This window comes from Streptomyces sp. YKOK-I1, from assembly GCF_054660435.1.
In genome coordinates this window covers 6,501,181-6,524,720 of record NZ_BAAGDR010000001.1, presented here as the reverse complement: position 1 = coordinate 6,524,720, position 23,540 = coordinate 6,501,181, and the positions used below count along the sequence as shown (strand labels likewise).

Here is a 23,540-nt window from a genome sequence, read left to right as displayed (position 1 = left end):
ACCTCGTTGCCGCCCCGCCTTGCTCCGAGGGGGTGGAGCAGTCGCGGGGCGCTCCACTCTCCTCAAGGGAGGCCAGATGGCAGCACGCAGGAGAAGACGGCTCGGCCTGTCGGCGGTGATGAGCGCGCTCGCGGCGCTGCTGACCGCGAGCACCGTCGGGCTGTGGCCGCCGCAGGAAGCGACGGCGGCCGGCACGGACGGGAAGGCCGTGGCGGCCCAGCTGCAGCACTGGCCCGCTCCGGTCGCCGAGAAGCTCGGCCAGGTCATCGAAGAGCACGCCCACCAGGGCGCGTACGCGGTCTTCGACGCCGACAACACCACCTACCGCTACGACCTCGAGGAGTCGCTGCTCCCCTACCTGGAGATGAAGGGGAAGCTCAAGCGCTCGACGATGGACCGGTCTCTGAGGCTCATCCCCTTCAAGGACACGAAGAACCATCAGGAGAGTCTCTACAGCTACTACAACCGCCTCTGCGAGATCGACGACCAGGTCTGCTACCCCTGGGTCGCCCAGATCTTCTCCGGCTTCACGCTGAAGCAGCTCAAGGGGTACGTCGACGACCTGCTCGCCTACGGCAAACCCATCCCGGCCGAGTACTACGCCGGTGACCAGCTGACGAAGACCCAGGTGCAGCCGCCTCAGTTCTACCGGGGCATGCAGGAGCTGTACCACGTCCTGCGGGACAACGGCATCGAGGTCTACGTCGTCAGCGCCGCCAGCGAGGAGTTGGTCCGGGACGTGCTGTCCGACCCCGAGCACGGCTACGGCGCCGAGCCGCAGAACGTCATCGGCGTCTCCATGCTGCTCAAGGACCCGGTCACCGGGAACCTCACCACCGCCCGCAAGGAGATCGCCGAGGGCCGCTACGACCCGCGCGAGCTCGCGAACGACAAGCTGACCCCGACCCTGTGGGCGCCGCTGACCTGGTTCCAGGGCAAGCCCGCCGCCATCTCCACGTACATCGACCAGTGGCGCAAGCCGATCCTGGTCGCGGGCGACACCCCGGTCAGCGACGGCCCCATGCTCTTCCAGTCCACCGACGTGGAACACGGCGGGACCCGGATCTGGGTCAACCGCAAGGACAAGTACCTCACGCAGATCCAGGACATGCAGAAGGCGAACGCGGCCCGGCAGGAGGAACTCGGCCAGCCGGTGACGGCCGACAAGAACTGGCTCGTGGTCAAGCCGGACGAGATCCGCTGACCGCGATGCGGCGGTGACCGACAGGAAGCCTGCGGTGACCGACCGAGGGCTTGCGGCGACCGGGCCGGGAGGCCATTGACCGTGTCCTCCCGGCCGCCGTGTCCCGTCGGTCCCGTCGTCAGCTCTCCGTGCGGGTCGGCAGGCGCCAGCCCGGGCGCGGGAAGTGGCAGGTGTAGCCGTCCGGATAACGCTGGAGGTAGTCCTGGTGCTCGGGCTCGGCCTCCCAGAAGGGGCCGACCGGCTCCACCTCGGTGACGACCTTGCCGGGCCACAGGCCGGAGGCGTCCACGTCCGCGATCGTGTCCTCGGCGACCCGCTTCTGCTCGTCGTCCACGTAGTAGATCGCCGAGCGGTAGCTGAGGCCGATGTCGTTGCCCTGGCGGTTCCTGGTGCTCGGGTCGTGGATCTGGAAGAAGAACTCCAGGAGCGCGCGGTAGTCGGTCTTCTCGGGGTCGTAGAGGATCTCGATGGCCTCCGCGTGCGTGCCGTGGTTACGGTACGTCGCGTTCGGCACGTCACCCCCGGTGTAACCGACCCTGGTCGCCGTCACACCCGGGAGCCGGCGGATCAGCTCCTCCATCCCCCAGAAGCATCCGCCCGCCAGCACGGCCCTCTGCGTCTGCGCAGCCATTACGGCCCCTCCAATGTCGTTCAGCTCGGTCCCTCGGGCTACTCGGCTCGCCCACCGCCGGTATCCCCTGGCCACTGTCCTCAACGCGCGGAGGGTCCCGGCGATTCCATACCGGCCCCCCCGGCCGACCCCGCGCGCTTCACCGCCGTACCGGAGCCTCGATCGCCAGGACGCGGTCGCGCAGGACGGGCAGCTCGGAGCGGATGCGGGTGACCTCGGAGAGGGCGAGGTCCGCCGCGACCGTCTCCTCCGTGGTGCGGGCCTCGCCCAGGACCGTCCCCCAGGGGTCGATGATCATGCTGTGTCCGGCCTGCCGCATGTCGCCGTGGGTGCCCGTGGCGCAGCACGCCAGGAGGAAGACCTGCTCCTCCAGGGCCCGGGTGCGGGTCAGGAGCTGCCAGTGGGTGAGCCGGGCCGCGGGCCAGGCGGCGGGTACCGCGATCAGTTCCGCGCCCGCGTCGAGCAGGCCGCGGAAGAGTTCGGGGAAGCGGAGGTCGTAGCAGGTGGCCAGGCCGATCACCCCCAGCTCGGTGGGGACCGTCACGATGTCGTCGCCGCCGCCCATCAGCGTCGCCTCGCCGGTGTCGAAGCCGTACCGGTGGATCTTGCGGTAGCGGCCGCGCAGGTCGCCGGAGCGGTCGAAGAGGAGCGCGGTGTTGTAGAGGGTCCCGTCCCCGTCCCGCTCGACGATCGACCCTGCGTGGAGCCACACCCCGGCCTGCCGTGCCGCGGTGGACATGGCCTCGGCGGTGGGGCCGTCGACGCCTTCGGCATCCTGGTCCCAGCGGTCGTACGACCAGGCGCCGGCCGCCCACAGCTCGGGCAGCACCACCAGGTCGTCGCCCGCCCGGTCGCGGACCAGCGAGGCCGCCCGGCGGCGGCGCTCGTCGGCGGAGTCCGACGCGTCCACGGACAGCTGGATCAGCGAGGCACGCATGGCTGTCACCTCCGGGACCGTTTCGGCACGGTCCGAGGAAATGTGTCCCCTACGAGGGTAAGGAGCCGCCCGCCCCTCCCGCGCCCCGAGCTGCGGATCCGGCGCCAGGTCGTCCGGGGGCACGGGCCCTGCGGGGTCGTTTTCAAAAAGTCGCGGTACGGCACCCGGCGCGGGGGCACGCCGATCTCCACCCAGTGGGCGTCCTTGGAGGAGTTGAAGGCCCAGCCCTCGCCCGGGATGCGGACGTGGTCGTCGCGGTCGTCCTTGTTCTGCGAGGTGATCTGCAGGACCTTCGCGTGGGTCGGTCCGCGGCCGACGACCACGCAGTAGTGGCGGGCCGTCTCCTCCCGCTCGCGGAACGGCACCATCGCCAGCCAGACCTCGCCCGGCAGGGGCCTGCCGCGCTCCCAGCGGCGCAGCAGCCGCCGGAAGGCGAAGGCCGTCGCACCCGCCGCGAGGCTCTCGACGCCGGCCTCCAGACTCCAGTTACCGTTGTCCATCCTCTGCCGCAGCCACAGGGCCTCCGCCAGGCACAGCCCGAGGAGCAGCAGCCCCCAGCCGACGGCCTCCGGGAGCCGGCCCGGTCTGCGGCGGCCCGAGGACCAGGCGATGGCCGTGGCGGTGAGGAGGGAGACCAGGATCAGGAGGGTCGTCTCGCCGAAGTCCGGTTGCTGCGGAGGCGTCTGGGCCGCCATCAGGTCGTACATCCAGACCGGCAGGACGAGGAACTCACCGATGACGACCAGGAAGAGCACCATACCCAGGCAGCCGAACACACGTTCCCCCCTTGTCGTGCGTGCCGGTCGTGCGTACTCGATACGCCGCCCTCCGCACGCCGTCCTTCCCGGACGGTATCGGCCCCCGGTGGCCCCTGACGTCAGTAGATCTACGTACCCCGGGAATTCGGTTGCCGGGTGCCACGTCGGCGCGGGCTAATACCCCCATGGCTGACATCCACGGCTCGTACGACGATCTGTTCTCGGCGGTGCCCACCACGCTGGCCGCTCTGCTGGACGGCGGTGACGTGGGCGGCTCGGTGGCCGTGTTCGTGGACGGCGAGGCGGTGGTCGACGTCTGGGGCGGGTTCGCCAACGCGGAGCGGACGGTGCCCTGGCAGCGGGACACGGTCGTCAACGTCTACTCCGTGACGAAGACGATGACCGCGCTGTGCGCGCTGCTGCTCGCCGACCGGGGTGAGCTGGACCTGGACGCGCCGGTCGCCCGGTACTGGCCCGAGTTCGCCGCGGCCGGCAAGGAGGGCGTGCTGGTCCGGCACCTGCTCTCGCACACGGCAGGGCTGCCGGAGTGGAACGGCCCGGTGGCGGAGATCTACGACTGGCCGGCCGCCACGGCCCGCCTCGCCGCGCAGGCGCCCGACTGGGAGCCGGGCAGCGCGGCCGGGTACCACTCGCTCACCCAGGGGTTCCTGGTCGGAGAGGTCGTGCGGCGGATCAGCGGCCGCACCCCGGGGGCCTTCTTCGCCGACGAGATCGCCGGGCCGCTCGGTGCCGACTTCCACCTGGGACTGGGCGCGGAGCACGACGGGCGGGTGGCGCTCACGGTGCCGCCGCCGGGGCGGGACGAGGACTACGCCGCGAGCGCGCCGGACGCCCCCGAGGGCACCGGCGGGACCCCCCTCCGGGTCCGGGACGGGAACAGCGTGGCCTGGCGCCGGGCGCAGATCCCGGCCGCGAGCGGCTTCGGCAACGCCCGTTCGGTCGCCCTCGTCCAGTCGGTGATGGCCTGCGAGGGAACGGTCGGCGGGGTACGGCTGCTGTCGTCGGCGGGCTGCGCCCGTGCGCGGGAGGAGCAGTTCGACGGTGAGGACCGGGTGCTGGGCCGGTCGATGCGCTGGGGGCTGGGCTACGGACTCTTCGGCGACACGTTCGGCTGGGGCGGCTGGGGCGGCTCGCTGGTGATGATCGAACCCGAGTCGCGGATGACGGTGGCGTACGTGACGAACCAGATGCGCGAACCGGCCGAGGACACCCGGGGAATGGAGATCGTGATGTCCGTCTACGACGGGCTCAAGGGTCTGCGCGCCTGACAGCGCTCGTCCGAGGGGCAGGGAACCTGATCGGGGGCGGTGCGCATCCTGATGGGCATGAGTACCGACACGCTCACGGACCTGGACACCGGCTCCGCCACCCGGCCCGGCACCGGCGCCGACCACGACGGGTGGCGGATCGCCTCCGCCTCCGTCGTACTGCTCGCCGTCGGGGTGCTGATGGCGTACGGCTTCAACGTGTTCGAGGACCGGCACGCCACCGCCGAGCTGGACGCCTGCCGCACGCTGCCGAACACCTGGCCGATGTACACGGCGGCCTGCGCCGGGCTGCTCGCCACCCTGGTGTCCGTGGCACTCGCCGGACGGCGACTGCTGCTGCCGCGCCGCCCGCGCGGGCCGGTGCAGATGGCGGGAATGGTACTGCCGGCCGGAGTCCTGCTGCTCGTCCTCCAGGCCATGATCGTGTGGTCGGTGTTCCAGCCGGCGTCGGGCGGAGCGCTCGACTGCCTGCGTTGACCCGGGCGACGCAAAGCCCCGGACGGACAGTCCGGGGCTTTGCGGATACGACCGTCAGATCGTCGCCGTGTCGATCACGAACCGGTACCGCACATCGCTCGTCAGCACCCGCTCGTAGGCGTCGTTGATCTCCTCCGCCGGGATGACCTCGATCTCGGCGCCGAAGCCGTGCTCCGCGCAGAAGTCCAGCATCTCCTGGGTCTCCGCGATGCCGCCGATCATGGAACCGGCGAGGGTCTTGCCGCCGCCGATCACCGAGAACAGGTTGAGGGAGATCGGCTCCTCGGGGGCGCCCACGTTCACCAGCGCGCCCTCGGACTTCAGCAGCGACAGGTAGGCGTTGAAGTCCAGCGGGGCCGAGACCGTGGAGAGGATCAGGTCGAAGGTGCCGCGCAGGTCCTGGAAGGTCCGCTCGTCACTGGTGGCGTAGTAGTGGTCGGCGCCCAGCTTCAGGCCGTCGTCCTTCTTGCGCAGCGACTGCGACAGCACGGTCACCTCGGCGCCGAGCGCGTGCGCGATCTTGACGCCCATGTGGCCGAGGCCGCCCATGCCGAGGATCGCGACCTTCTTGCCGGGGCCGGCGTTCCAGCGCTTCAGCGGGGAGTACGTGGTGATGCCGGCGCACAGCAGGGGCGCGGCGACATCGAGGGCGAGGCCGTCGGGGATGCGGACGGCGAAGTTCTCGTCGACGACTATCGTGCGGGCGTAGCCGCCGTAGGTGGGCTCGCCGTCCTTGCCGATCGCGTTGTACGTGCCGACGGCGCCGCCGGTGCAGTACTGCTCCAGGCCGGCCTTGCAGTTGTCGCACTCGCGGCAGGAGTCGACGAGACAGCCGACGCCGACCCGGTCGCCGACGGCGTACTTGGTGACGCCGGGGCCGACCTCGGCGACGATGCCCGCGATCTCGTGGCCCGGGACCATCGGGAAGATCGCCTCGCCCCAGCCCTCGCGGGCCTGGTGGATGTCGGAGTGGCAGATGCCGGCGAACTTGATGTCGATCAGGACGTCGAACTCGCCGACCGGACGGCGCTCGATCGTCGTGCGCTCCAGCGGAGCCTTGGCGGCGGGTACGGCGTACGCGGCAACGGTGGTCATGCCGGGGATCTCCTAGCGGGGGGTTTGTCGTCCCGGCCTGCCTTCCGGCCGGTACGGCGTCCAGCGTGCCGCACCCCCGGGGATCCACCCAGGTCACGCTTCTTCGTACGTCTGCCGTGCCTACCACTGGCGGGGTCAGGATGCTGGTCGTACGACCGTGAATACTGGACGCATGGACGAACAGCCCGATTCCACCGGACCCGCCCTGGACCGGCGGGCCGAGCTGAGCGAGTTCCTGCGCACCCGGCGGGCCCGGCTCAAGCCGGAGGACGTGGGGCTCCCGGACTTCGGCCGGCACCGCCGCGTACCGGGGCTGCGACGCGAGGAGCTGGCGCAGCTGGCCGGGGTGTCGGTGGCGTACTACACCCGCCTGGAACAGGGCAACGGGCGCAACGTGTCGGCGTCCGTGCTGGACTCGATCGCCCGCGCGCTGCGGCTGACGGACGCCGAGCACGCCCACCTCACCCATCTCGCGAAGCCGAAGCACAAGAAGAAGCAGGCCGCGCGCCCGCAGCAGGTGCGGGTCGCGCTCCAGCAGCTGATCGACGCGATGGACGCCGTACCCGCGTACGTCGCCGGACGGCGGGCGGAGATCCTCGCCTGGAACCGGATGGCGGCCGCGGTCTTCGGCGACTGGGGGGAGCTGCCGCCGGCGGAGCGGAACTGGGCGCGGCTGGTGTTCCTGAAGCCGGAGTACCGGGAGCTGTTCGTGGACTGGGAGCAGAAGGCGATCGACATCGTCTGCCTCCTGCGCATGAACGCCGGCTGCTACCCGGACGACCCGCGCCTGTCCGCCCTCGTCGGTGAACTCTCCGTCAAGAGCGAGGAGTTCCGCCGGTTGTGGGCGACCCACGACGTGAAGGAGAAGAGCCACGGCGTGAAGCACCTGCGGCACCCGCTCGTCGGCGAGCTCTTCCTCCACTTCGAGAGCCTCAAGCTCGCGGACGACGGCGATCAGGCGCTGGTGACCTACCACGCGGAACCGGGCTCCGCCTCGGCGGAGGCGCTGCGGCTGCTGGCGGCGTGGGGCGCGGACGCGACACGGGCCGGCGCTCAGGCGCCGTCGTCCTCCTGATACGGGGGAGCCGCACCCTCTCCGCGTACGGCCGTGACCTTGTAGTGCCGCATTTCTTCTATGGCGGCGACGTACGGCCGGATCTCGGCGAGGAAGGCGGGGAACAGGTCCGACTTCCGGAACCCCTGGAGGTGGTCCTCCGTGGACGTCCAGGTGATGCGCAGGATGAAGTGCTCGAAGTCCTCCTCGCAGCGGGCCAGTTCGTAGTCGACGCAGTGCGGGGAGGCCGCGAGGTGGATCGCGGCGCGGGTGTAGGCGGCGAGGAACTCGGGCGAGCGTTCCTCGGGGATGCGGTAGCGGATGTACTCGACCGTGGTGGCCGTCATGGTTGCCTCGGGTGCCGTCATGGAGTTGCGGGGGTGTGTTCGCTCAGCGCAGTGCGGTGAGGAAGGAGGACCAAGCGGTGGGGGTGAGGAGGAGGTGGGGGCCGTGCGGGAGCTTGGAGTCTCGGATGGGGATGAGGTGGGGGAGGTTAGTGGCCACTTCGACGCAGTGGCCGCCGTCGCCATTGCTGTGGCTGCTCTTGCGCCAGTGCAGGTCACTCGGATCAGCTGGGCTGATTGCCATTTCGGTAGTCCTCTGCTGCTTGCTCGATGAGCTTCAGGGAAGCCTCGGGTGGAAGCGCGGCGGCCCTGAGCCGACCGTACGCCTTCGAGTACTCCCTCACGATCGCCGGATCGTCGATCAGCTGGCCGTGGTACATCCCCTCCGTGTACATGAGCGGCGGGGCATCGGCAAAGGTCATGAACCTGGCCGTGCCCATCATGAAGGGGTGCGCCCCTGAGTTCCGCGGAAGGATCTGCGGAATGGCCCGACGCTTGCGAGCTACCTCTGCGATATGGGCGAGCTGCTCGGCCATATCGCTTGGCGGAATGATCGGGTCCCGCAGGATCGACTCATGCAGGACGAGCCAGCTCTCGGGTGCCTTCTGGTCCTCGAAGAGCCAGGCCCGGTCACGCCGCGCCGCAACCTTGGCCTCCACCTCATCTTCCGACGAAGTGGGATGCACGGCCAAGACAAGTGCCCTGATGTAAGTGGGCAGTTGAAGCGGTCCCGGGATCAAAGCGGGGTCCCACTCATCGATCTCCAGCGCTCGTTCCTCCAATTCCACGACGTTTGCGAAGTAGTCGGCGTGAGCCCCCTGCCGCGCCTTTCGCACGTCCTCGCAACGCCGCTCGAAGAACCCGTCCGTCTTCAGGACCCGATCGGCATGCTGCGCCAGATCGAGCGGCATCCTGCGCTGCCCCCTCTCAATGTCGCTGAGGTACGTCTTGCCGTAATAGACGCCCTTCAGTAACCCCTCCAACGACAGCCCCGCCGCCTCCCTCTTCCACCGCAACTCCTTGCCGTAGAAGGTCGGAACGCTCATCGAGCCGTCAATGTCCTTGCCCCGGGCCATCGCTCACCCTCCTCCGCCGTACGGATCGCGAACGCGAAACCTCTTTCACGGTAGCCAGCGAAACAGCACGCTGTGAGCGTTTCGTCACAGTACGCACAGGAGAGCCCGTGGCCACCCCCGCCGACCCGATCGCCTGCGTGGAGGAACTCCGCGCCGCCCTCGCCCTGCACGGCATCACCTTGCCCTCGCTCCGGATCGACCTGCCGACGTTCACCTCCCCCTACCGCCAGACCCTCGTGGCACTCGGGAACTGCAACACCGCCACGGCCCGCGACCTCGCCGCCCTCCTCAGGAAGGCCGCCGGGCAGTGACCTTCGAACTCACCCTCCTCGCCACCCCGAAGTCGGTCCCCGACCTCCGCGACCAACTCCACGAGCACAGTCACGACGTCCGCCTCTGCGTCAGCGAGCTGCTCACCAACGTCATCGACCACCTCGGCGAGGGCACCCCGGTGACGGTCCGCGTCACGGGCACGTCGTACGGCCGTACCCGCATCGAGGTGACGGACCCCGACCCCCGCGCCCTGCCCGTTCTCCTCCAGGCGGCCAGCACTGAGGAGTCCGGCCGGGGACTCGCGCTCCTCGACGCGCTCGCGGAGAGGTGGGGCGTCGAGCAGGGGGCGGACCGCAAGACCGTCTGGTGCGAAGTGGAGGAAGCACGAACCCCCCGGCACACACCGCACGGGTGCCGAGGGGCAGTTCGAGCCGATTCGTCGAGTCACCGCGTCACGAAGACGCCGCGTTCTCCTTCACCGTGATCTTGCCCTTGCGGATCGTCGCCAGGCGCGGGGCCTTCTTCGCGATCGCGGAGTCGTGGGTGACCATGATGAAGGTCAGCCCCAGCTCCTTCCACATGCGCTCCAGGACCTCCATGATCTCGTCGCGCATGCCCTCGTCGAGGTTGCCGGTGGGCTCGTCGGCGAGGAGCACCTTCGGGTTCTTCACCAGCGCCCGCGCGATCGCGACGCGCTGCTGCTGGCCGCCGGACATCTCCGACGGGAGGTGGCCCAGGCGCTCGCCCAGGCCCACCGACTTCAGCGCCTCCGCCGCCCGCTCGCGGCGCTCCTTGACCTTGACGCCCAGCGGGACGAGGGCCGTCTCGACGTTCTCCTGGGCGGTGAGCGTCGGGATCAGGTTGAAGGACTGGAACACGAAGCCGATGTTCTCGCTGCGGACCTTCGTCAGCTTGGCCTCGGAGAGCTTCGCGAGGTCGGTGCCGTCGAGGACGACCTCGCCCTCGGAGGGGCGGTCCAGGCCGCCGAGCATCTGGAGCAGGGTGGACTTGCCGCCGCCCGTGGGGCCCTGGATGACCAGGCGGTCGCCGTCGGCGATGGTCAGGTCGACGCCGTCGAGGGCGTGGACGATGTCCTTGCCGCGGGTGTAGCGCTTGGTGACGCCCTTGAGTTCGTACATGGTGGCTCCTCGGAAATCTGGGGTGGTGCGCGATGTCATTCGGCTGTTGGTGCAGGTGGGGCTGGTCGCGCCCACGCGGCGGAGCCGCATATCAAATGCAGCCCCGCGCCCCTGAGGTCGGCCTGGGTGCCGTGTGCCGTTACTCGACCCGCCGCAGCGCGTCCGCCGGCCGGAGCCTCGACGCGCGCCAGCCGCCGAAGGCGCCGGCGATCAGGCCGCCCGCCACCGCCAGGCCCACCGCGATGGCCACCGTGGTGACGCTGACGGGCGCCGTGAGGGCCACGTCGAGGGTCTGGGACGCCGCGCGGCCGGGGCCGCCGAAGCCGCCTCCACCGCCGCCGGGGCCGCCCTGGCCCATGCCGCCGCCACCGCCACCGCCGCCCAGGGACGCTTCCAGGGTGGGGCTGACCGCCGTCACGGCGTAGGCACCGGCGAGGCCCAGGGCGATGCCGAGGGCGCCGCCGAGCAGACCGTTGACCATGGCCTCGCCGACGACCTGGCCGGTGACCCGGCGGGACTTCCAGCCCAGGGCCTTGAGGGTGCCGAACTCACGGACGCGGCGGGAGACCGCGGAGGAGGTCAGCAGGCCGGCGACCAGGAAGGCCGCGACGAGGACGGCGATGGACAGCCACTTGCCGACGTTGGTGGCGAGGGAGGAGGCCGTGGAGAGGGAGCCGGAGACGGTGTCCGCGAGGTCGGCGGAGGTCGTCACGGTCGTACCGGAGACGTTCTTCTGGATCGCCGACTTGACGCTGTCGATCTTCTGCGAGTCGGTCGCCTTGACGTAGATCGTGGTGACCTTGTTCTTCGAGTCGCTGATCGTCTGGGCCTGGGTCAGCGGGATGTAGACGTTGGCGGCGGAGTCACCGCTGTCGGCCGTGGCGACGCCGACCACCTTGAACTTGACGCTCTTGATGGTGACGGTCGAACCGACCTTGAGCTTCTTCTCCTTGGCGTACGCCGAGTCGACGACGGCGACCTTGGCGTTCGTCTCCGAGGTCTTGAAGGTACGGCCGCTGGTGATCTTGGAGGAGGTCAGCGGGCCGAGGTCGGGCTGGGCGACGTCGGTGCCGAAGACGGAGTAGTTGTTGACGTCGAAGTTGGCGCCGCCGCCCTGTACTTCACCCTGCGGCTGGCCACCTCCCTGACCGCCGCCGGGGCCGCCCTGGGTGCCGCCGTTGCCGTTCTGCTGGAACTGGCCGCGGGTGAACTGGCCGCTCACCTTGATGACCTGGAGGCTCAGTCCGCCGACGGCGTCGGAGACCCCGCTCTGCTTGCCGACCTTGGAGACGGTGGTGGTCGCGAGGGTCTGGAAGCCCTGGACCATGACCCGGTCGGTGCTCTGCTCCTCGTCGGAGTCGTTGTCCTGCGCGTCGAACTGGAAGCGCGGGCGGTCCGAGGCGCTCGCGGTGGGCGAGGCGGCCTTGGTGACCGTCATGTCCGTACCCAGGCCGTAGAGGCTCTGCAGGACCTTGTCCTGGGCCTTCCCCATGCCGGAGGACACGGAGGAGACCACGATGACCAGCGCGATGCCCAGCGCGAGTCCGGAGGCGACGACGAGGGCCGCCTTTCTGCGGCGGCGCAGCTCGCGCCTCAGGTAGGTGAAGAACATGCGCCGCAAGGTAGGTACGGCGTGTGATGACTCCATAAGGCAGAAATAAGAGAACGATGAGAAGGCTGTGGTTGACCCCGGAAACACCGATGCCGCCCCTGGGGGCGGCATCGGAAAGCTATGAAATGACCAGGGTTCAGACGGCCGAACCGGCCTTCCACTGGGCCCAGTCCATGTTCCAGCCGTTGAGGCCGTTGTCCGGGGCCACGGTCTTGTCGCCGGTGTTCTTGACGACCACGACGTCACCGATGATCGAGTTGTTGTAGAACCACGCGGCCGGCGTGCTCGCGTCGTTGGCGCCCTTGGTGTCGGAGAGGCCGACGCAGCCGTGGCTGGTGTTCACCGCGCCGAAGATCGACTTGGCGCCCCAGTAGTTGCCGTGCACGAAGGTGCCGGAGGTCGTCAGGCGCATGGCGTGCGGGACGTCCTTGATGTCGTACTCGCCCTTGCCGTCGGAGTCGGTGAAGCCGACCGTCGCGCCGTTCATCCGGGTCTCCTTGAACTTCTCGGAGATCACCATCTGGCCTTCGTACGTCTTGTTGTCGGGCGAACCGGCGGAGATCGGGATGGTCTTGACGACCTTGCCGTCCTGCGTGACCTTCATCTGCTTGGTCTGCGCGTCGACGGTGGTGACCTGGTTGCGGCCGATCTTGAAGGTGACCGTCTTCTGCTGGACGCCGACGACACCGTTGGCACCCTCGACACCGTCGAGCGCCAGCTTCAGCGTGACGGTGGAGTCCTCCTTCCAGTAGTCCTCGGGACGGCAGTCCATGCGGACGGTGGAGAACCAGTGGCAGACGACCTCCTGGCCGCTGCTGGAGGTGACGGTGATGCCCTTCTGCACGTCCGCCTTGTTGGTGATCTCCTTGTTGAAGTTGATCGAGACGGGCATGCCGACGCCGACGGTCGAGCCGTCCTCGGGCGTGAAGTTGGCTATGAAGCTGTTGTCCGGGGAGACCGTGGTGAAGGACGCGTTCTCGTGGGCCTCCAGGCCCTTGGAGTCCTTCGCGCTGGCGGCGACCTTGTAGGTGGTCGAGCGCTCCAGCTGGACGTTCGGCTTCCAGCTGGTCTTGTCGGCGGAGAGCGTGCCCTCGACGGCGGTGCCCTCGGCGGTGGTCATCGTCACCTCGGTGAGCGTGCCCTTGCTCACCGTGACGGCCGCCGAGTTGTTGATGGAGGCGTTGTTCGAGCCGTCCGCGGGTGTGATCTTGATCTGCGCCGCGGAGGACTTCTTCGCCGCCGCCTCGTCGGCCTTGGCCTGTGAGGAGCTGTCCTTGCCGTCCGAGGCGCTGCTGTCGCCGCTGGAACACGCGGTCAGCATCAGCACACCGCCGAGCAGTGCGGACGCCGTCATCAGACCTCGGCGCCGCCTACTGTCCGTCATCACACGCTTCTCCATCGTTGCCGATTCCCTGAAACCCCGAGAGTCCCCGTTAACGAACTTAAACGCTGCGACCGGTCGGCCCCGTTCCACATTCTCCGAATGTGTGGGCCACGCCACGTCCATGGGGACGGGTGGTGCGGTGGTCGGTCCGTGCGTCTACTGAGACGGCGAAACCCCGGGCGGCGGTTGCAGGGCGTCATCGCCGCCATCGCCGTCATCGCCGTACTCGTCCTCGCCATCATCCTCATACGGACCCCACTCAGGCGAGTCCGGGTCGTAATCGATCGGTTCCGTGGACCAGGAGGCCTGTTGGAGCTCCACCCCGGGCACCTCGCTGACCAGGTCGAACGGATCCACGAGATACGCGATCGCCTCGGCGGTGTCTTCCGTCACAGCGCTCCGGGCGTGGACGCGCTCGGTGTCCGGAAGATCGGGATCGCCCTCGATCCGCCCGACCGCCGCCCCGGTCAGCCCGTCCGGGTCGTGCACCTCGACCACCAGGTCCACTCGAACCCGTACAAAACGTGATGTCTCCTCAGCGTTCATGCCCGGAGCGTACGGCTCACAGCTCCCGCAACTTTCCCGCGACCCGCGCCTTTCACTAGCATCGGGTCCCAGGGCCAATTCGCCAGCGCCACAAGGGGATCGATATCCGGTGTCATCCGCTCGCCGTCCGTTGCTGACCGCCACCGCCGCGGGCACCCTGCTGGGCGCCCTGTGGTTCGTCCCGTCCGCCAACGCGACCCAGGACACTGCGGCCAGAACAGAGACGACGACGCAGGTCACAGCCCAGGCGCGGGCCGCGTCCACGGCCACGGTGACGAACGCGACCACCGCGTCGACCACGTCCGACGACGGCACCCGGCTCGCCGACACCGGAAGCTTCGACACCACCCCGTACGTGGTCGGCGGAACCACGCTGCTCGCGCTGGGCGCCGGTTTCGTCGTTTATTCGGTACGCCGGGAACGCCTGGATTTTTGAATTAACTTGACTGTTCTTTGACAGGCGTTTCATAGTCCGGACATGAAGAGATCAACGGGGGCGCGGCTGTGCGCCACAGCCGCGATCGGCACACTGTCACTCGCCCTGCTCACGGGCTGCTCGTCGGACGACGGGTCGAAGAAGGGCTCCGGGGACTCCAAGGGGTCCTCGTCGTCGTCCTCGTCGTCCGGTTCGGACGCGAAGGCTCTGACCTCGGCCGAGCTGGAGAAGCTGCTGCTCGCGCAGGGCGACGTCAAGGGCTACAAGGTGGCCGACGGGGACGACACGCTCCCCAAGTCCAAGTCGGCCGTGAAGACCGACAAGGCGGCGTGCGACCCGCTGGCCTGGGCCACGGCCGCGCTCGCCCCGGGTGAGACGGACGCGAACGCCAGTAACACCGTCTCGGCGGACAAGGTCTCGGACACCCCGACCTCGCTGGACGACGTCAGCGGTGCCGACATCGAGGATGCGTTCGACATCACCCTGACGTTCGTGGGTCTGTCCTCGTACGACGGCGACGGCGCCCAGAAGGCCGTGCAGGCCGTGTCCGACGGCATCACGGCCTGCTCCGGCGGGTACGGGCTGAAGGCCGACGGCGAGACCTCCAAGGTCACCAAGGTCGCCACGGAGAAGGGCACCGGGGGCGGCGACGAGTCGGTGGCGTTCTCCGAGGACGTCGACATGGACGGCGAGGGCACGGCCACGTTCCACGCCGAGGTGATCCGCAAGGGCAACACCGTGGCCACGTTCTACACGGTCAACTTCGCCGCGTTCGCCGACGGCGGCGACATGGGCCCGGTCCCGGCGGCCGTGGTCACGGCCCAGCTCGGCAAGCTCAAGTAACCCGCGTATCGCACAACCCGCCTGTCACACAGGGCCCTGCCGTCACTTCCGTACGGCAGGGCCCTGCCGCGCTACCTCAGCGGTCCGGTGACGGTCTCCGCCGCCGCGAGCAGCCGTCCCTCGCGCACGAACGCGTCCGCCGCCGCGAGGTCGGGCGCCAGGAACCGGTCGGGACCGGGCCCCTCGACCCCGGCCTTGCGTACGGCGTCCAGGACCGCGCGGGTCGCGGGCGCCGGGGTGAGCCCCTCGCGCAGTTCGATGCCGCGGGTGGCCGCGTACAGCTCCACGGCGATGACACGGGTGAGGTTGTCGACGGCCGTGCGCAGCTTGCGCGCCGCCGACCAGCCCATCGACACATGGTCCTCCTGCATCGCGGAGGACGGGATCGAGTCCGCCGAGGCCGGTACGGCGAGCCGCTTCAGCTCGGCGACCAGCGCGGCCTGCGTGTACTGGGCGATCATCAGCCCGGAGTCGACACCGGCGTCGTCGGCGAGGAACGGCGGCAGACCGTGGCTGCGGTTCTTGTCCAGCAGCCGGTCGGTGCGCCGCTCGGCGATGGAGGCGAGGTCGGCGACGGCGATCGCGAGGAAGTCGAGGACGTAGGCCACGGGGGCGCCGTGGAAGTTGCCGTTGGACTCGACCCTGCCGTCGGGCAGCACGACGGGGTTGTCGACCGCCGACGCCAGTTCACGCTCGGCGACCAAGCGGGCGTGGGCCATCGTGTCGCGTCCGGCGCCGGCGACCTGCGGGGCGCAGCGCACCGAGTAGGCGTCCTGGACGCGGGGGGCGTCGTCCTGGTGGTGGCCGGTCAGCTCGGAGCCGGTGAGGACGGCGAGCATGTTGGCGGCGGAGTCGCCCTGGCCGGGGTGCGGGCGGATGGCGTGCAGCTCGGGCGCGAGGACCTTGTCGGTGCCGAGCAGCGCCTCGAGGCTGAGGGCGGCGGTGATGTCGGCGGACTTGTAGAGCCGGTCCAGATCGGCGAGGGCCATGATCAGCATGCCGAGCATGCCGTCGGTGCCGTTGAGGAGGGCGAGGCCCTCCTTCTCGCGCAGCTCGACCGGGTCGATACCGGCCTCGGCGAGCAGTTCGCCGGCGGGGCGCACGGTGCCGTCGGGGCCTTCCGCGTCGCCCTCGCCCATCAGCGTGAGGGCGCAGTGGGACAGCGGGGCGAGGTCGCCGGAGCAGCCGAGGGAGCCGTACTCGTGGACGACGGGGGTGATGCCGGCGTTGAGGATGTCGGCCATGGTCTGCGCGACCTCGGGCCGGACACCCGTGTGGCCGGAGCAGACGGTCTTCAGGCGCAGGAACATCAGGGCGCGGACGACCTCGCGCTCGACGCGCGGGCCCATGCCGGCGGCGTGCGAGCGGACGATGTTGCGCTGGAGCTGCGCGCGCAGTTCCTGGCTGATGTGCCGGGTGGCGAGGGCGCCGAACCCGGTGGAGACGCCGTAGACCGGGTCGGGCTTGGCCGCGAGCGCGTCCACGATCCCGCGGGCGGCCGCGAGGGCGGCGACCGCCTCCCCGGAGAGCTCGACGCGGGCGCCGCCGCGCGCCACGGCGAGTACGTCGGACGCGGTGACCCCGGACGTCCCCACCACCACAGTGTGCATATCCATATTCAGGAGCGTACGCAGTGAAGACGAAGATGTCACCAGTGGGTGCGCGGTTCACCCCTTACCGAATGCGTCACACTCGGGCCCAGGGCGCTGCCCCGGGCGCCGTCCGGGGCGCTCAGGGCCGGCCGCGGAAGCTGCGCCGCTCGGCCACGGGCCGCTCCCGCGGCGGCTCGTCGGCCAGTCGTACGACGGGATCCTCGGGGCCCTCGCGGCCCGCGACCACCGGCCGGGCGGCCCGTACGGCCTTGGCACGGTACTGGGCGGCGTCCGCGAGCCGGAAGAGGCGGCGGGCGGTGCGCACCGGCCCGATGGGATCCTCGGTGGAGGCGACCCCGCAGGCCACACCCTCGCCCAGCTCCAGCTCCGCGGCCCGGCGGCACAGTTCGCCCGCCACCCGCACCACGTCGTCGGCGCTCGGTCCGGCGGCGAGCAGACAGAACTCGTCCCCGCCGAGCCGGGCGGCCAGCGTCCCGGGCAGCATGGCCCCGCAGAGGGACAGCACCGACCCGAACCGCTCCAGCAGCCGGTCCCCCACCGCGTGCCCCAGGGTGTCGTTGACCCGCTTGAGCCCGTTGAGGTCGCAGACCACCAGACTCACCACGACCCCTCGCACCCGGTGCTGCTCGACCGCCTCCTCCAGGCGTACGTCGACGGCGCGGCGGTTGGCGAGGCCGGTGAGGGCGTCGGTGAAGGCCAGCCGGCGGGCCTCCTCCAGCCGCTCGGTCTGGGCGAGCCCGGCGGCGACGACGGCCGCGAGGACCGTCGCGAAGTCGGCGTCGGCGCGGTCGAAGACGGGGGTGCCGCAGGAGCGGGCGACATACAGCTCACCCCAGGCGCGGCCGTGCAGCACGATCGGCGCGACGACGCACGAGCCGCGCCCCCGGCGGCGCAGGGCGGCGACCCTCTGATGGCAGTACCCGGGCCGCCGGCCCTCGGCCGGCCCCTCCGCGGTCTCCACCCAGGCGTTGGGCTCTCCGCCGCCGGACACCCAGCGCTCGTGCAGGAACTCGGTGATCTCGGGGAACTGGTGCACCGGATAGGCCTCGGCCTCGGGGAACTCCTCCTCGCCGGCGGCCCGGTCGCCCACGTTCACCAGGACCCGCAGCCGCCCCAGGTCCCGCTCCCACACCGACAGCGCGGCGAACCCGCCGGCCAGCGCGCGGCACGCCCCGAGCGCCGCCGCCCGCCACGACTCCCGGGGCGTGTGCGCGGCGGCCATGCCCTGCGCGAGCGCCACGACCGCCGCAAGGCGTCTGTCCTCACCCATTGCCCCAGGTTAGGGATATTTACTGCAAAACGGGATGCGAGAGGGCACCAGGAGTGACGGGTGCGCAGCCCGGGGCGCGGCAGTCACTCCCCCGGCCAGCGGGCCGCCCGCTTCTCGTTGAACGCGGCGACGCCCTCCGCCCGGTCCCCCGAGAACGCCGTGGTCCGCCAGGCGGCGTCCTCGACCTCCAGCCCCGCCCGCAGATCCAGGCCGTGCCCGAGGCGCAACGCCCGCTTGGCGGCCCGCAGCCCCACCGGGGAGTTCGCCGCGATCCTCGCGGCCATGACCAGCGCCTCCTCCCGGTCCCGCCCCTCCTCCACCAGCACATCCACCAGGCCCAGCTCCCGCGCCTCCCCGGCCTCCACCCGGCGTGCCGTGAAGATCAGCTCGGCGGCGCGCGCCGCCCCCACCCGGCGCGGCAGCAACTGCGTACCGCCGCCGCCCGGGATCACCCCCACCGACACCTCCGGCAGCCCCACCACGGCCGTGGGGTCGGCGACGATCACATCGCAGGCGAGGGCCAGCTCGTACCCGCCGCCCAGGGCGAAGCCGTGCACCGCGGCGACCGTCGGCACCGGCAGCTCCAGCACCCCGGTGTACGCCCCGCGCGTGACCGGACGCTGGCGCCGCAGGTCGTCGTCGGTGAAGGAGTTGCGCTCCTTGAGGTCGGCGCCGACGCAGAACGCCCGCTCGTGCGTCGAGGTGAGCACGACGACCCGGACGTCCCGGTCCTCGCCCAGCGCCGCGCACGCCCCGCCGAGGGACCGGGCCATCTCGGTGGACACGGCGTTCATGGCCTTGGGCCGGTCGAGCACCAGCTCCGCGACATGGCCCCCGTCCCCGTGCCGCCGCACCGCCACGAACTCCCCGAACCGTTCCTCGCCCATGACGTCCTCCAAGGCCACTGGGTTAACGGCGGTTAACACCGCGCACCGCCCGATCATCCCAGGCCCGCCCGCCGGAGGAAAGGGCCGACCCGGGCGCGGGAAGCGGGGGCGTCCACCCGTTCGAGTGACATCTCGCCCAAGTCGTCTCCGACCGCCCAGGGGAGCGCATAACGTGCGTCCGCCCCGGCGCAGTGGGGCGCGACCGCAGCGGGAGGGGACGCGATGGCCGGCACACCGGTGGACGACGCGCAGGTGGAGACCAGTCGGCTCTGGGCGGCGCCGCGCGGCCGGCACCGCCGGCCCCGGCCCCGCAAGGTGCTGTTCGCCGCGGGCGGCCTCGCCCTGGCCGCCGGGGTGCTGAGCCTGGTGAGGATGTCGTCCGGCCCGAGCGGGGTCACCGGCATCGGCACCGCGGAGGCGGAACCCCGTCCGGAGCCCGTCACCGGCACCGCCACGGCCACCGCCACGGCCACGGCCCGTACCGCCGACCCGGGGGCCACCGTCGCGGCCGGCCCGACCGCGCCCTCCGCCATGGGCGGGGCCAGCACCCGGCCGGCGCCCGAGGTCGGCCCGGTCGCCCCCGGCACCCCGGGCACGCCCACCCCGGCAGCCCTCGCCCCGGGCGCCTCCTACGCCCCCGCGCACCCCCCGGTCCCCGCGCCGACCCGCGGCGCCGCACCCCGGTCCACTCCGCCACCGCCCCGGGCACCCGCGCCGACGGCCACCGTCTCCCCGGCCCCCGCCCCGCCGCAGCCCACGCCGACCCGGCAGCCGGGCGTGTGCGTCCCCGTCGTAGGCCTGTGCGTGGACGCCCTGAACGTGCCGTCCGGGCTGTGACACCCCTCCGTCGGAAGGGCCCTGGGTCAGTCGTCCACCGGGTCCGGGCGGCGGCTGAGCAGCCAGGGCTCGACCACGCCGAGGCCGCGGACCGGGCGCTGCCACATCGGCTGGAGCGCGAAGCGGTACTTCGGCGGCTCCTCGCCCTCCTTCTCCGCCGCCGCGGCCGCCTCGGCGGCCTCCGCCTCCGAGGCCGGCGCGTCCCCGGTACGGATCAGCTCCTCGGCGAACGCGCTGTCCACCAGCACGGCGTCGCGCGGCGCTATCGACGTCAGCCGGGAGGCCAGGTTCACCGTCGTACCGAAGACATCGCCCATCCGGGTCGTGACCGTGCCGAACGCCATGCCGACCCGCAACTCGGGCATCGTCTCGTCGTTGCTCATCGTCTCGACCAGCAGCAGCGCGATGTCGGCGGCGGTACCCGCGTCGTCCGCCGCGTACAGCACCTCGTCGCCGAGGGTCTTGATCAGCCGTCCGCCACGGGCCGCCACCAGGTCGGCGGAGGTCGTCTCGAACGCCTCGACCAGCTCGCCGAGCTCCTCCTCCTCCATCCGCCGGGTCAGCCGGGTGAAGCCGACCAGGTCGGCGAAGCAGACGGCGAGCCGCCGGTCCACCATCTCCTCGTCGTCCGCGGCCTGCACGACCCGGCCGGCCGAGGCGGCGAGCTGGCGGCGCCAGACGTAGACCAGGAACTCCTCCAGCTCGGGCAGCAGCAGTTCGACGATGGGGTACGTGACCTCGGTGCGGGTCATCCCGGGCTCGGGCGGCTCGGTCAGGCCCTCCAGGAAGGAGTCGATCTGCCACTCCGCCAACCGGGCGGTGGTCTGTCCCGTCGACCGCGCGACCTGCACCGCCATCGCCTCGCTCAGCAGGCCCGCCTCGACCAGACCGGCCAGCCGGCGCAGCGCCAGCACGTCGGCCTCGGTGAGCGCCTTGGCCTGCCCGATGTCGGCGAAGCCCATCGCCCGCCAGAAACGGGACGCCAGCTCCATGGAGACACCGGCGCTGCGGGCCGCCTGGAACGGGGTGTAGCGCCGCTCCGCGCCCAGGATGAGCCCTTCGAGGCGCAGGGCGAGCGGGTTGCCCTCGTCGGGATCGTCGGAGCCCGTGTCGTCGACGGTCACGCCTGCTGCCCTTCCGATCTTCCGCGGTCAGGTATCGACCGGCCTCAACTCTACGGCAGTGTGCGGTAGCTCACGCCCGTGGAGCCGACGGTAAGTCCCCTTGACGGAAGCGGCACCCGGCGTCGAGCGCTTTTCCCTCACGCGGGCCTCAGATGCACGATGTCCCCCGCCCCCACCGGCTCCTGCACCCCTTGCCCCGTGGCGATCACCAGGCGGCCGTCGCCGTCCACGGCCACCGCCTCTCCGACCACCGAGCGGTCCCCCGGCAGCTCCGCCCGCACCTCGCGTCCCAGGGTCGCGCAGCCCGCCGCGTACGCCTCCTGCAGACCGCTCGCCGCCGGGTCCCCGCCCGCCTCGCGCCAGCGGCCGTACCACTCCTGGAGCGACCGCAGCACGGCCCGCAGCAGCGGGTCGCGGTCCGTGTTCACCGCGCCGGCCAGCGCCAGCGAGCCCGCCTGCGGGACCGGCAGTTCCTCCGCGCGCAGGCTGACGTTGATGCCCACGCCGACGACCACACCGTCCTCACCGGCCCGCTCGGCGAGGATCCCGCCCGCCTTACGCTCCTCGCCCCCCACGGTCACCAGCAGATCGTTGGGCCACTTGAGTGCCGTGTCCACACCCCCCGCACGCGCCAGACCGGTGGCGACGGCCACGCCGGTGAGCAGCGGCAGCCAGCCCCAGCGGGCCACGGGGACCCCGGCCGGCCGCAGCAGCACGGAGAAGAACAGGCCGGAGCGCGCGGGCGCCGTCCACTGCCGGTCCAGGCGGCCGCGCCCGGAGGTCTGCTCCTCGGCCACGAGCACGGCCCCCTCGGCGGCCTTCCCGGCCACGGCGCGGGCCACGAGGTCGGAGTTGGTGGACCCGGTGCGCTGGACGACCTCCAGGTCTCCGTAGAAGCCGCCGTCCCGGGCCAGCGCCCGGCGCAGGGAGGCTGCGTTGAGGGGCGGCCGGTCGAGGTCGGACCAGCGGCTGCCGTTGGCGTCTGAGTCATCTCGGGGCGTCATGCAAGCCACCCTAGGTGTGTGAAACGCCGCACTGCTGATTGGTAGGCGCACCACTACTCTACGGATGAGTAACCGTCCCCCCTTTTGAGCAGGCAGGGAGCCGCATCCCGATGTCCGAGCCGGAAGAGATCGACATCCACACCACCGCGGGCAAGCTCGCGGATCTTCAGCGCCGGATCGAGGAGGCGACGCACGCCGGCTCCGCACGCGCCGTGGAGAAGCAGCACGCCAAGGGCAAGCTGACGGCCCGTGAGCGCATCGAACTCCTCCTCGACGAGGGATCGTTCGTCGAGCTCGACGAGTTCACCCGGCACCGCTCCACCAACTTCGGCCTGGAGAAGAACCGCCCGTACGGCGACGGTGTCGTGACCGGTTACGGCACGGTCGACGGCCGCCCGGTGGCCGTGTTCTCCCAGGACTTCACCGTCTTCGGCGGTGCGCTGGGCGAGGTCTACGGCCAGAAGATCGTCAAGGTGATGGACTTCGCGCTGAAGACGGGCTGCCCGGTCATCGGCATCAACGACTCCGGCGGCGCCCGCATCCAGGAGGGGGTGGCCTCCCTCGGCGCGTACGGCGAGATCTTCCGCCGCAACACCCACGCCTCCGGTGTCATCCCGCAGATCAGCCTGGTCGTCGGCCCCTGCGCCGGCGGGGCCGTGTACTCCCCGGCGATCACCGACTTCACGGTGATGGTCGACCAGACGTCCCACATGTTCATCACCGGCCCGGACGTCATCAAGACGGTCACCGGCGAGGACGTCGGCTTCGAGGAGCTGGGCGGGGCCAGGACCCACAACTCCGTGTCCGGCGTGGCCCACCACATGGCGGGCGACGAGAAGGACGCGATCGAGTACATCAAGCAGCTGCTGTCGTACCTGCCGTCCAACAACCTCTCGGAGGCCCCGGTCTTCCCCGAGGAGGCGGATCTCGCCGTCACCGACGAGGACCTGGAGCTGGACACCCTCGTCCCGGACAGCGCCAACCAGCCGTACGACATGCACACGGTGATCGAACACATCCTGGACGACGCCGAGTTCTTCGAGACGCAGCCGCTGTTCGCGCCGAACATCCTCACCGGCTACGGCCGGGTCGAGGGGCATCCGGTCGGGATCGTCGCCAACCAGCCGATGCAGTTCGCCGGCTGTCTCGACATCAAGGCGTCCGAGAAGGCCGCCCGCTTCGTGCGCACCTGCGACGCCTTCAACATCCCGGTGCTCACCTTCGTCGACGTCCCCGGCTTCCTGCCCGGCGTCGACCAGGAGCACGACGGCATCATCCGCCGCGGCGCCAAGCTGATCTACGCCTACGCCGAGGCCACCGTCCCCCTCATCACGGTCATCACCCGCAAGGCCTTCGGCGGCGCGTACGACGTCATGGGCTCCAAGCACCTGGGCGCCGACCTCAACCTCGCCTGGCCGACCGCCCAGATCGCCGTCATGGGCGCCCAGGGCGCGGTCAACATCCTGCACCGCCGCACCATCGCCGAGGCGGAGGCGGCCGGTGAGGATCTGGACGCGGTGCGCGCCCGGCTGATCCAGGAGTACGAGGACACCCTCCTCAACCCCTACATCGCGGCCGAGCGCGGCTACGTCGACTCCGTGATCCTGCCGTCCGACACCCGTCGCCACATCGTCCGCGGCCTGCGTCAACTGCGCACGAAGCGGGAATCCCTGCCCCCGAAGAAGCACGGCAACATCCCCCTGTAAG

The 23,540-nt window shown here is 70.8% G+C and carries 25 protein-coding genes and 1 pseudogene; 10 read left to right on the top strand and 16 right to left on the bottom strand.

The window, feature by feature from the left end; translation table 11 throughout:
* Window positions 1-76: 76 nt before the first annotated feature.
* On the top strand, window positions 77-1,204 hold the full coding sequence (locus tag ACYQ8Q_RS29160; RefSeq protein ID WP_460068835.1) for an HAD family hydrolase: 1,128 nt from the start codon (window positions 77-79) through the stop codon (window positions 1,202-1,204).
* A gap of 118 nt (window positions 1,205-1,322) precedes the next feature.
* Here ACYQ8Q_RS29160 and msrA read toward each other — a convergent pair whose 3' ends face one another.
* From msrA to ACYQ8Q_RS29145, 3 genes are all read right to left on the bottom strand, one after another.
* Window positions 1,323-1,835 carry a peptide-methionine (S)-S-oxide reductase MsrA gene (msrA, locus tag ACYQ8Q_RS29155; RefSeq protein WP_460068834.1) on the bottom strand — a complete coding sequence of 171 codons (513 nt, stop codon included), beginning with the start codon at window positions 1,833-1,835 and terminating at the stop codon, window positions 1,323-1,325.
* Between the two features lie 139 nt (window positions 1,836-1,974).
* Entirely contained in the window at window positions 1,975-2,772 is a 798-nt protein-coding gene (locus tag ACYQ8Q_RS29150; RefSeq protein ID WP_460073533.1) for a carbon-nitrogen family hydrolase, read from the bottom strand.
* Between the two features lie 5 nt (window positions 2,773-2,777).
* Complete coding sequence (locus ACYQ8Q_RS29145; protein ID WP_460068833.1) at window positions 2,778-3,548, bottom strand: hypothetical protein; 771 nt, start codon at window positions 3,546-3,548, stop codon at window positions 2,778-2,780.
* Window positions 3,549-3,715: 167 nt separating this feature from the next.
* Here ACYQ8Q_RS29145 and ACYQ8Q_RS29140 point away from each other — a divergent pair, with 167 nt between their 5' ends.
* Together ACYQ8Q_RS29140 and ACYQ8Q_RS29135 are read left to right on the top strand one after the other, a co-directional pair.
* Window positions 3,716-4,819 (top strand): serine hydrolase domain-containing protein, encoded by a 1,104-nt coding sequence (locus ACYQ8Q_RS29140; RefSeq protein ID WP_460068832.1) that lies wholly within the window; start codon window positions 3,716-3,718, stop codon window positions 4,817-4,819.
* Between the two features lie 57 nt (window positions 4,820-4,876).
* A complete protein-coding gene (locus ACYQ8Q_RS29135) occupies window positions 4,877-5,296 on the top strand; it encodes a hypothetical protein (RefSeq protein ID WP_460068831.1) in 420 nt (139 codons plus the stop codon).
* Between the two features lie 54 nt (window positions 5,297-5,350).
* Here the strand turns inward: ACYQ8Q_RS29135 and ACYQ8Q_RS29130 are convergent, their stop codons facing one another.
* A complete protein-coding gene (locus ACYQ8Q_RS29130) occupies window positions 5,351-6,391 on the bottom strand; it encodes an NAD(P)-dependent alcohol dehydrogenase (RefSeq protein ID WP_460068830.1) in 1,041 nt (346 codons plus the stop codon).
* Between the two features lie 172 nt (window positions 6,392-6,563).
* Here ACYQ8Q_RS29130 and ACYQ8Q_RS29125 point away from each other — a divergent pair, with 172 nt between their 5' ends.
* Window positions 6,564-7,466, top strand: a complete 903-nt coding sequence (locus ACYQ8Q_RS29125) for a helix-turn-helix domain-containing protein (protein ID WP_460068829.1) — start codon at window positions 6,564-6,566, stop codon at window positions 7,464-7,466.
* A 2-nt stretch (window positions 7,467-7,468) separates the two neighbouring features.
* Here the strand turns inward: ACYQ8Q_RS29125 and ACYQ8Q_RS29120 are convergent.
* The 3 genes and pseudogenes from ACYQ8Q_RS29120 to ACYQ8Q_RS29110 all read right to left on the bottom strand — a co-directional run.
* Window positions 7,469-7,792 (bottom strand): annotated as a pseudogene (locus ACYQ8Q_RS29120) (putative quinol monooxygenase); the annotation flags it as partial.
* A 43-nt stretch (window positions 7,793-7,835) separates the two neighbouring features.
* Window positions 7,836-8,033: a DUF397 domain-containing protein gene (locus ACYQ8Q_RS29115; protein ID WP_460068828.1), complete on the bottom strand. Its 198-nt coding sequence runs from the start codon at window positions 8,031-8,033 to the stop codon at window positions 7,836-7,838.
* Complete coding sequence (locus ACYQ8Q_RS29110; protein WP_460068827.1) at window positions 8,014-8,865, bottom strand: helix-turn-helix domain-containing protein; 852 nt, start codon at window positions 8,863-8,865, stop codon at window positions 8,014-8,016. Before ACYQ8Q_RS29110 ends, ACYQ8Q_RS29115 begins: the two co-directional genes overlap by 20 nt.
* A 107-nt stretch (window positions 8,866-8,972) precedes the next feature.
* On the opposite strand from ACYQ8Q_RS29110, the gene ACYQ8Q_RS29105 reads away from it, so the two are divergent.
* Both ACYQ8Q_RS29105 and ACYQ8Q_RS29100 read left to right on the top strand, forming a co-directional pair.
* Window positions 8,973-9,176, top strand: coding sequence for a hypothetical protein (locus ACYQ8Q_RS29105; RefSeq protein ID WP_460068826.1), 204 nt, complete (start codon window positions 8,973-8,975; stop codon window positions 9,174-9,176).
* A complete protein-coding gene (locus tag ACYQ8Q_RS29100; RefSeq protein ID WP_460068825.1) occupies window positions 9,173-9,622 on the top strand; it encodes an ATP-binding protein in 450 nt (149 codons plus the stop codon). Before ACYQ8Q_RS29105 ends, ACYQ8Q_RS29100 begins: the two co-directional genes overlap by 4 nt.
* On the opposite strand, the gene ACYQ8Q_RS29095 is transcribed toward ACYQ8Q_RS29100, so the two are convergent.
* From ACYQ8Q_RS29095 to ACYQ8Q_RS29080, 4 genes are all read right to left on the bottom strand, one after another.
* Entirely contained in the window at window positions 9,591-10,277 is a 687-nt protein-coding gene (locus ACYQ8Q_RS29095; RefSeq protein WP_460068824.1) for an ABC transporter ATP-binding protein, read from the bottom strand. The genes ACYQ8Q_RS29100 and ACYQ8Q_RS29095 overlap by 32 nt on opposite strands.
* Before the next feature lie 139 nt (window positions 10,278-10,416).
* Complete coding sequence (locus tag ACYQ8Q_RS29090) at window positions 10,417-11,889, bottom strand: ABC transporter permease (RefSeq protein WP_460068823.1); 1,473 nt, start codon at window positions 11,887-11,889, stop codon at window positions 10,417-10,419.
* Window positions 11,890-12,025: 136 nt separating this feature from the next.
* The gene (locus ACYQ8Q_RS29085; RefSeq protein WP_460068822.1) at window positions 12,026-13,288 is read right to left on the bottom strand and encodes a L,D-transpeptidase; all 1,263 of its coding nucleotides are present in this window, start codon (window positions 13,286-13,288) and stop codon (window positions 12,026-12,028) included.
* Window positions 13,289-13,429: 141 nt separating this feature from the next.
* Entirely contained in the window at window positions 13,430-13,819 is a 390-nt protein-coding gene (locus tag ACYQ8Q_RS29080; protein WP_460068821.1) for a hypothetical protein, read from the bottom strand.
* A gap of 109 nt (window positions 13,820-13,928) precedes the next feature.
* On the opposite strand from ACYQ8Q_RS29080, the gene ACYQ8Q_RS29075 reads away from it, so the two are divergent.
* Together ACYQ8Q_RS29075 and ACYQ8Q_RS29070 are read left to right on the top strand one after the other, a co-directional pair.
* The gene (locus ACYQ8Q_RS29075) at window positions 13,929-14,255 is read left to right on the top strand and encodes an LPXTG cell wall anchor domain-containing protein (RefSeq protein ID WP_460068820.1); all 327 of its coding nucleotides are present in this window, start codon (window positions 13,929-13,931) and stop codon (window positions 14,253-14,255) included.
* Window positions 14,256-14,297: 42 nt separating this feature from the next.
* Window positions 14,298-15,098: a hypothetical protein gene (locus tag ACYQ8Q_RS29070; RefSeq protein ID WP_460068819.1), complete on the top strand. Its 801-nt coding sequence runs from the start codon at window positions 14,298-14,300 to the stop codon at window positions 15,096-15,098.
* A 71-nt stretch (window positions 15,099-15,169) separates the two neighbouring features.
* On the opposite strand, the gene hutH is transcribed toward ACYQ8Q_RS29070, so the two are convergent.
* The 3 genes from hutH to ACYQ8Q_RS29055 form a co-directional block, all read right to left on the bottom strand.
* The gene (hutH, locus tag ACYQ8Q_RS29065; RefSeq protein ID WP_460073531.1) at window positions 15,170-16,708 is read right to left on the bottom strand and encodes a histidine ammonia-lyase; all 1,539 of its coding nucleotides are present in this window, start codon (window positions 16,706-16,708) and stop codon (window positions 15,170-15,172) included.
* 121 nt (window positions 16,709-16,829) lie between these two features.
* On the bottom strand, window positions 16,830-17,981 hold the full coding sequence (locus ACYQ8Q_RS29060; protein WP_460068818.1) for a GGDEF domain-containing protein: 1,152 nt from the start codon (window positions 17,979-17,981) through the stop codon (window positions 16,830-16,832).
* A gap of 83 nt (window positions 17,982-18,064) precedes the next feature.
* Window positions 18,065-18,868 (bottom strand): enoyl-CoA hydratase/isomerase family protein, encoded by an 804-nt coding sequence (locus ACYQ8Q_RS29055; protein ID WP_460068817.1) that lies wholly within the window; start codon window positions 18,866-18,868, stop codon window positions 18,065-18,067.
* Between the two features lie 222 nt (window positions 18,869-19,090).
* On the opposite strand from ACYQ8Q_RS29055, the gene ACYQ8Q_RS29050 reads away from it, so the two are divergent.
* Entirely contained in the window at window positions 19,091-19,705 is a 615-nt protein-coding gene (locus ACYQ8Q_RS29050; RefSeq protein WP_460068816.1) for a hypothetical protein, read from the top strand.
* 26 nt (window positions 19,706-19,731) lie between these two features.
* On the opposite strand, the gene ACYQ8Q_RS29045 is transcribed toward ACYQ8Q_RS29050, so the two are convergent.
* Both ACYQ8Q_RS29045 and ACYQ8Q_RS29040 read right to left on the bottom strand, forming a co-directional pair.
* On the bottom strand, window positions 19,732-20,829 hold the full coding sequence (locus tag ACYQ8Q_RS29045) for an adenylate/guanylate cyclase domain-containing protein (protein WP_460068815.1): 1,098 nt from the start codon (window positions 20,827-20,829) through the stop codon (window positions 19,732-19,734).
* A gap of 137 nt (window positions 20,830-20,966) precedes the next feature.
* Entirely contained in the window at window positions 20,967-21,833 is an 867-nt protein-coding gene (locus ACYQ8Q_RS29040; RefSeq protein ID WP_460068813.1) for a biotin--[acetyl-CoA-carboxylase] ligase, read from the bottom strand.
* Between the two features lie 110 nt (window positions 21,834-21,943).
* Here ACYQ8Q_RS29040 and ACYQ8Q_RS29035 point away from each other — a divergent pair, with 110 nt between their 5' ends.
* Window positions 21,944-23,539 (top strand): acyl-CoA carboxylase subunit beta, encoded by a 1,596-nt coding sequence (locus ACYQ8Q_RS29035; RefSeq protein WP_460068812.1) that lies wholly within the window; start codon window positions 21,944-21,946, stop codon window positions 23,537-23,539.
* The last annotated feature ends 1 nt before the right edge of the window (window position 23,540 follow it).

Excerpts from the sequence above, each read along its gene's own strand:
- ACYQ8Q_RS29160 (WP_460068835.1), top strand. The coding sequence starts at position 77 with ATGGCAGCACGCAGGAGAAGACGGCTCGGCCTGTCGGCGGTGATGAGC.
- msrA (WP_460068834.1), bottom strand. The coding sequence starts at position 1,835 with ATGGCTGCGCAGACGCAGAGGGCCGTGCTGGCGGGCGGATGCTTCTGG.
- ACYQ8Q_RS29150 (WP_460073533.1), bottom strand. The coding sequence starts at position 2,772 with ATGCGTGCCTCGCTGATCCAGCTGTCCGTGGACGCGTCGGACTCCGCC.
- ACYQ8Q_RS29140 (WP_460068832.1), top strand. The coding sequence starts at position 3,716 with ATGGCTGACATCCACGGCTCGTACGACGATCTGTTCTCGGCGGTGCCC.
- ACYQ8Q_RS29135 (WP_460068831.1), top strand. The coding sequence starts at position 4,877 with ATGAGTACCGACACGCTCACGGACCTGGACACCGGCTCCGCCACCCGG.
- ACYQ8Q_RS29130 (WP_460068830.1), bottom strand. The coding sequence starts at position 6,391 with ATGACCACCGTTGCCGCGTACGCCGTACCCGCCGCCAAGGCTCCGCTG.
- ACYQ8Q_RS29125 (WP_460068829.1), top strand. The coding sequence starts at position 6,564 with ATGGACGAACAGCCCGATTCCACCGGACCCGCCCTGGACCGGCGGGCC.
- ACYQ8Q_RS29115 (WP_460068828.1), bottom strand. The coding sequence starts at position 8,033 with ATGGCAATCAGCCCAGCTGATCCGAGTGACCTGCACTGGCGCAAGAGC.
- ACYQ8Q_RS29110 (WP_460068827.1), bottom strand. The coding sequence starts at position 8,865 with ATGGCCCGGGGCAAGGACATTGACGGCTCGATGAGCGTTCCGACCTTC.
- ACYQ8Q_RS29095 (WP_460068824.1), bottom strand. The coding sequence starts at position 10,277 with ATGTACGAACTCAAGGGCGTCACCAAGCGCTACACCCGCGGCAAGGAC.
- ACYQ8Q_RS29090 (WP_460068823.1), bottom strand. The coding sequence starts at position 11,889 with ATGTTCTTCACCTACCTGAGGCGCGAGCTGCGCCGCCGCAGAAAGGCG.
- ACYQ8Q_RS29085 (WP_460068822.1), bottom strand. The coding sequence starts at position 13,288 with ATGGAGAAGCGTGTGATGACGGACAGTAGGCGGCGCCGAGGTCTGATG.
- ACYQ8Q_RS29080 (WP_460068821.1), bottom strand. The coding sequence starts at position 13,819 with ATGAACGCTGAGGAGACATCACGTTTTGTACGGGTTCGAGTGGACCTG.
- ACYQ8Q_RS29070 (WP_460068819.1), top strand. The coding sequence starts at position 14,298 with ATGAAGAGATCAACGGGGGCGCGGCTGTGCGCCACAGCCGCGATCGGC.
- hutH (WP_460073531.1), bottom strand. The coding sequence starts at position 16,708 with ATGCACACTGTGGTGGTGGGGACGTCCGGGGTCACCGCGTCCGACGTA.
- ACYQ8Q_RS29060 (WP_460068818.1), bottom strand. The coding sequence starts at position 17,981 with ATGGGTGAGGACAGACGCCTTGCGGCGGTCGTGGCGCTCGCGCAGGGC.
- ACYQ8Q_RS29055 (WP_460068817.1), bottom strand. The coding sequence starts at position 18,868 with ATGGGCGAGGAACGGTTCGGGGAGTTCGTGGCGGTGCGGCGGCACGGG.
- ACYQ8Q_RS29050 (WP_460068816.1), top strand. The coding sequence starts at position 19,091 with ATGGCCGGCACACCGGTGGACGACGCGCAGGTGGAGACCAGTCGGCTC.
- ACYQ8Q_RS29040 (WP_460068813.1), bottom strand. The coding sequence starts at position 21,833 with ATGACGCCCCGAGATGACTCAGACGCCAACGGCAGCCGCTGGTCCGAC.
- ACYQ8Q_RS29035 (WP_460068812.1), top strand. The coding sequence starts at position 21,944 with ATGTCCGAGCCGGAAGAGATCGACATCCACACCACCGCGGGCAAGCTC.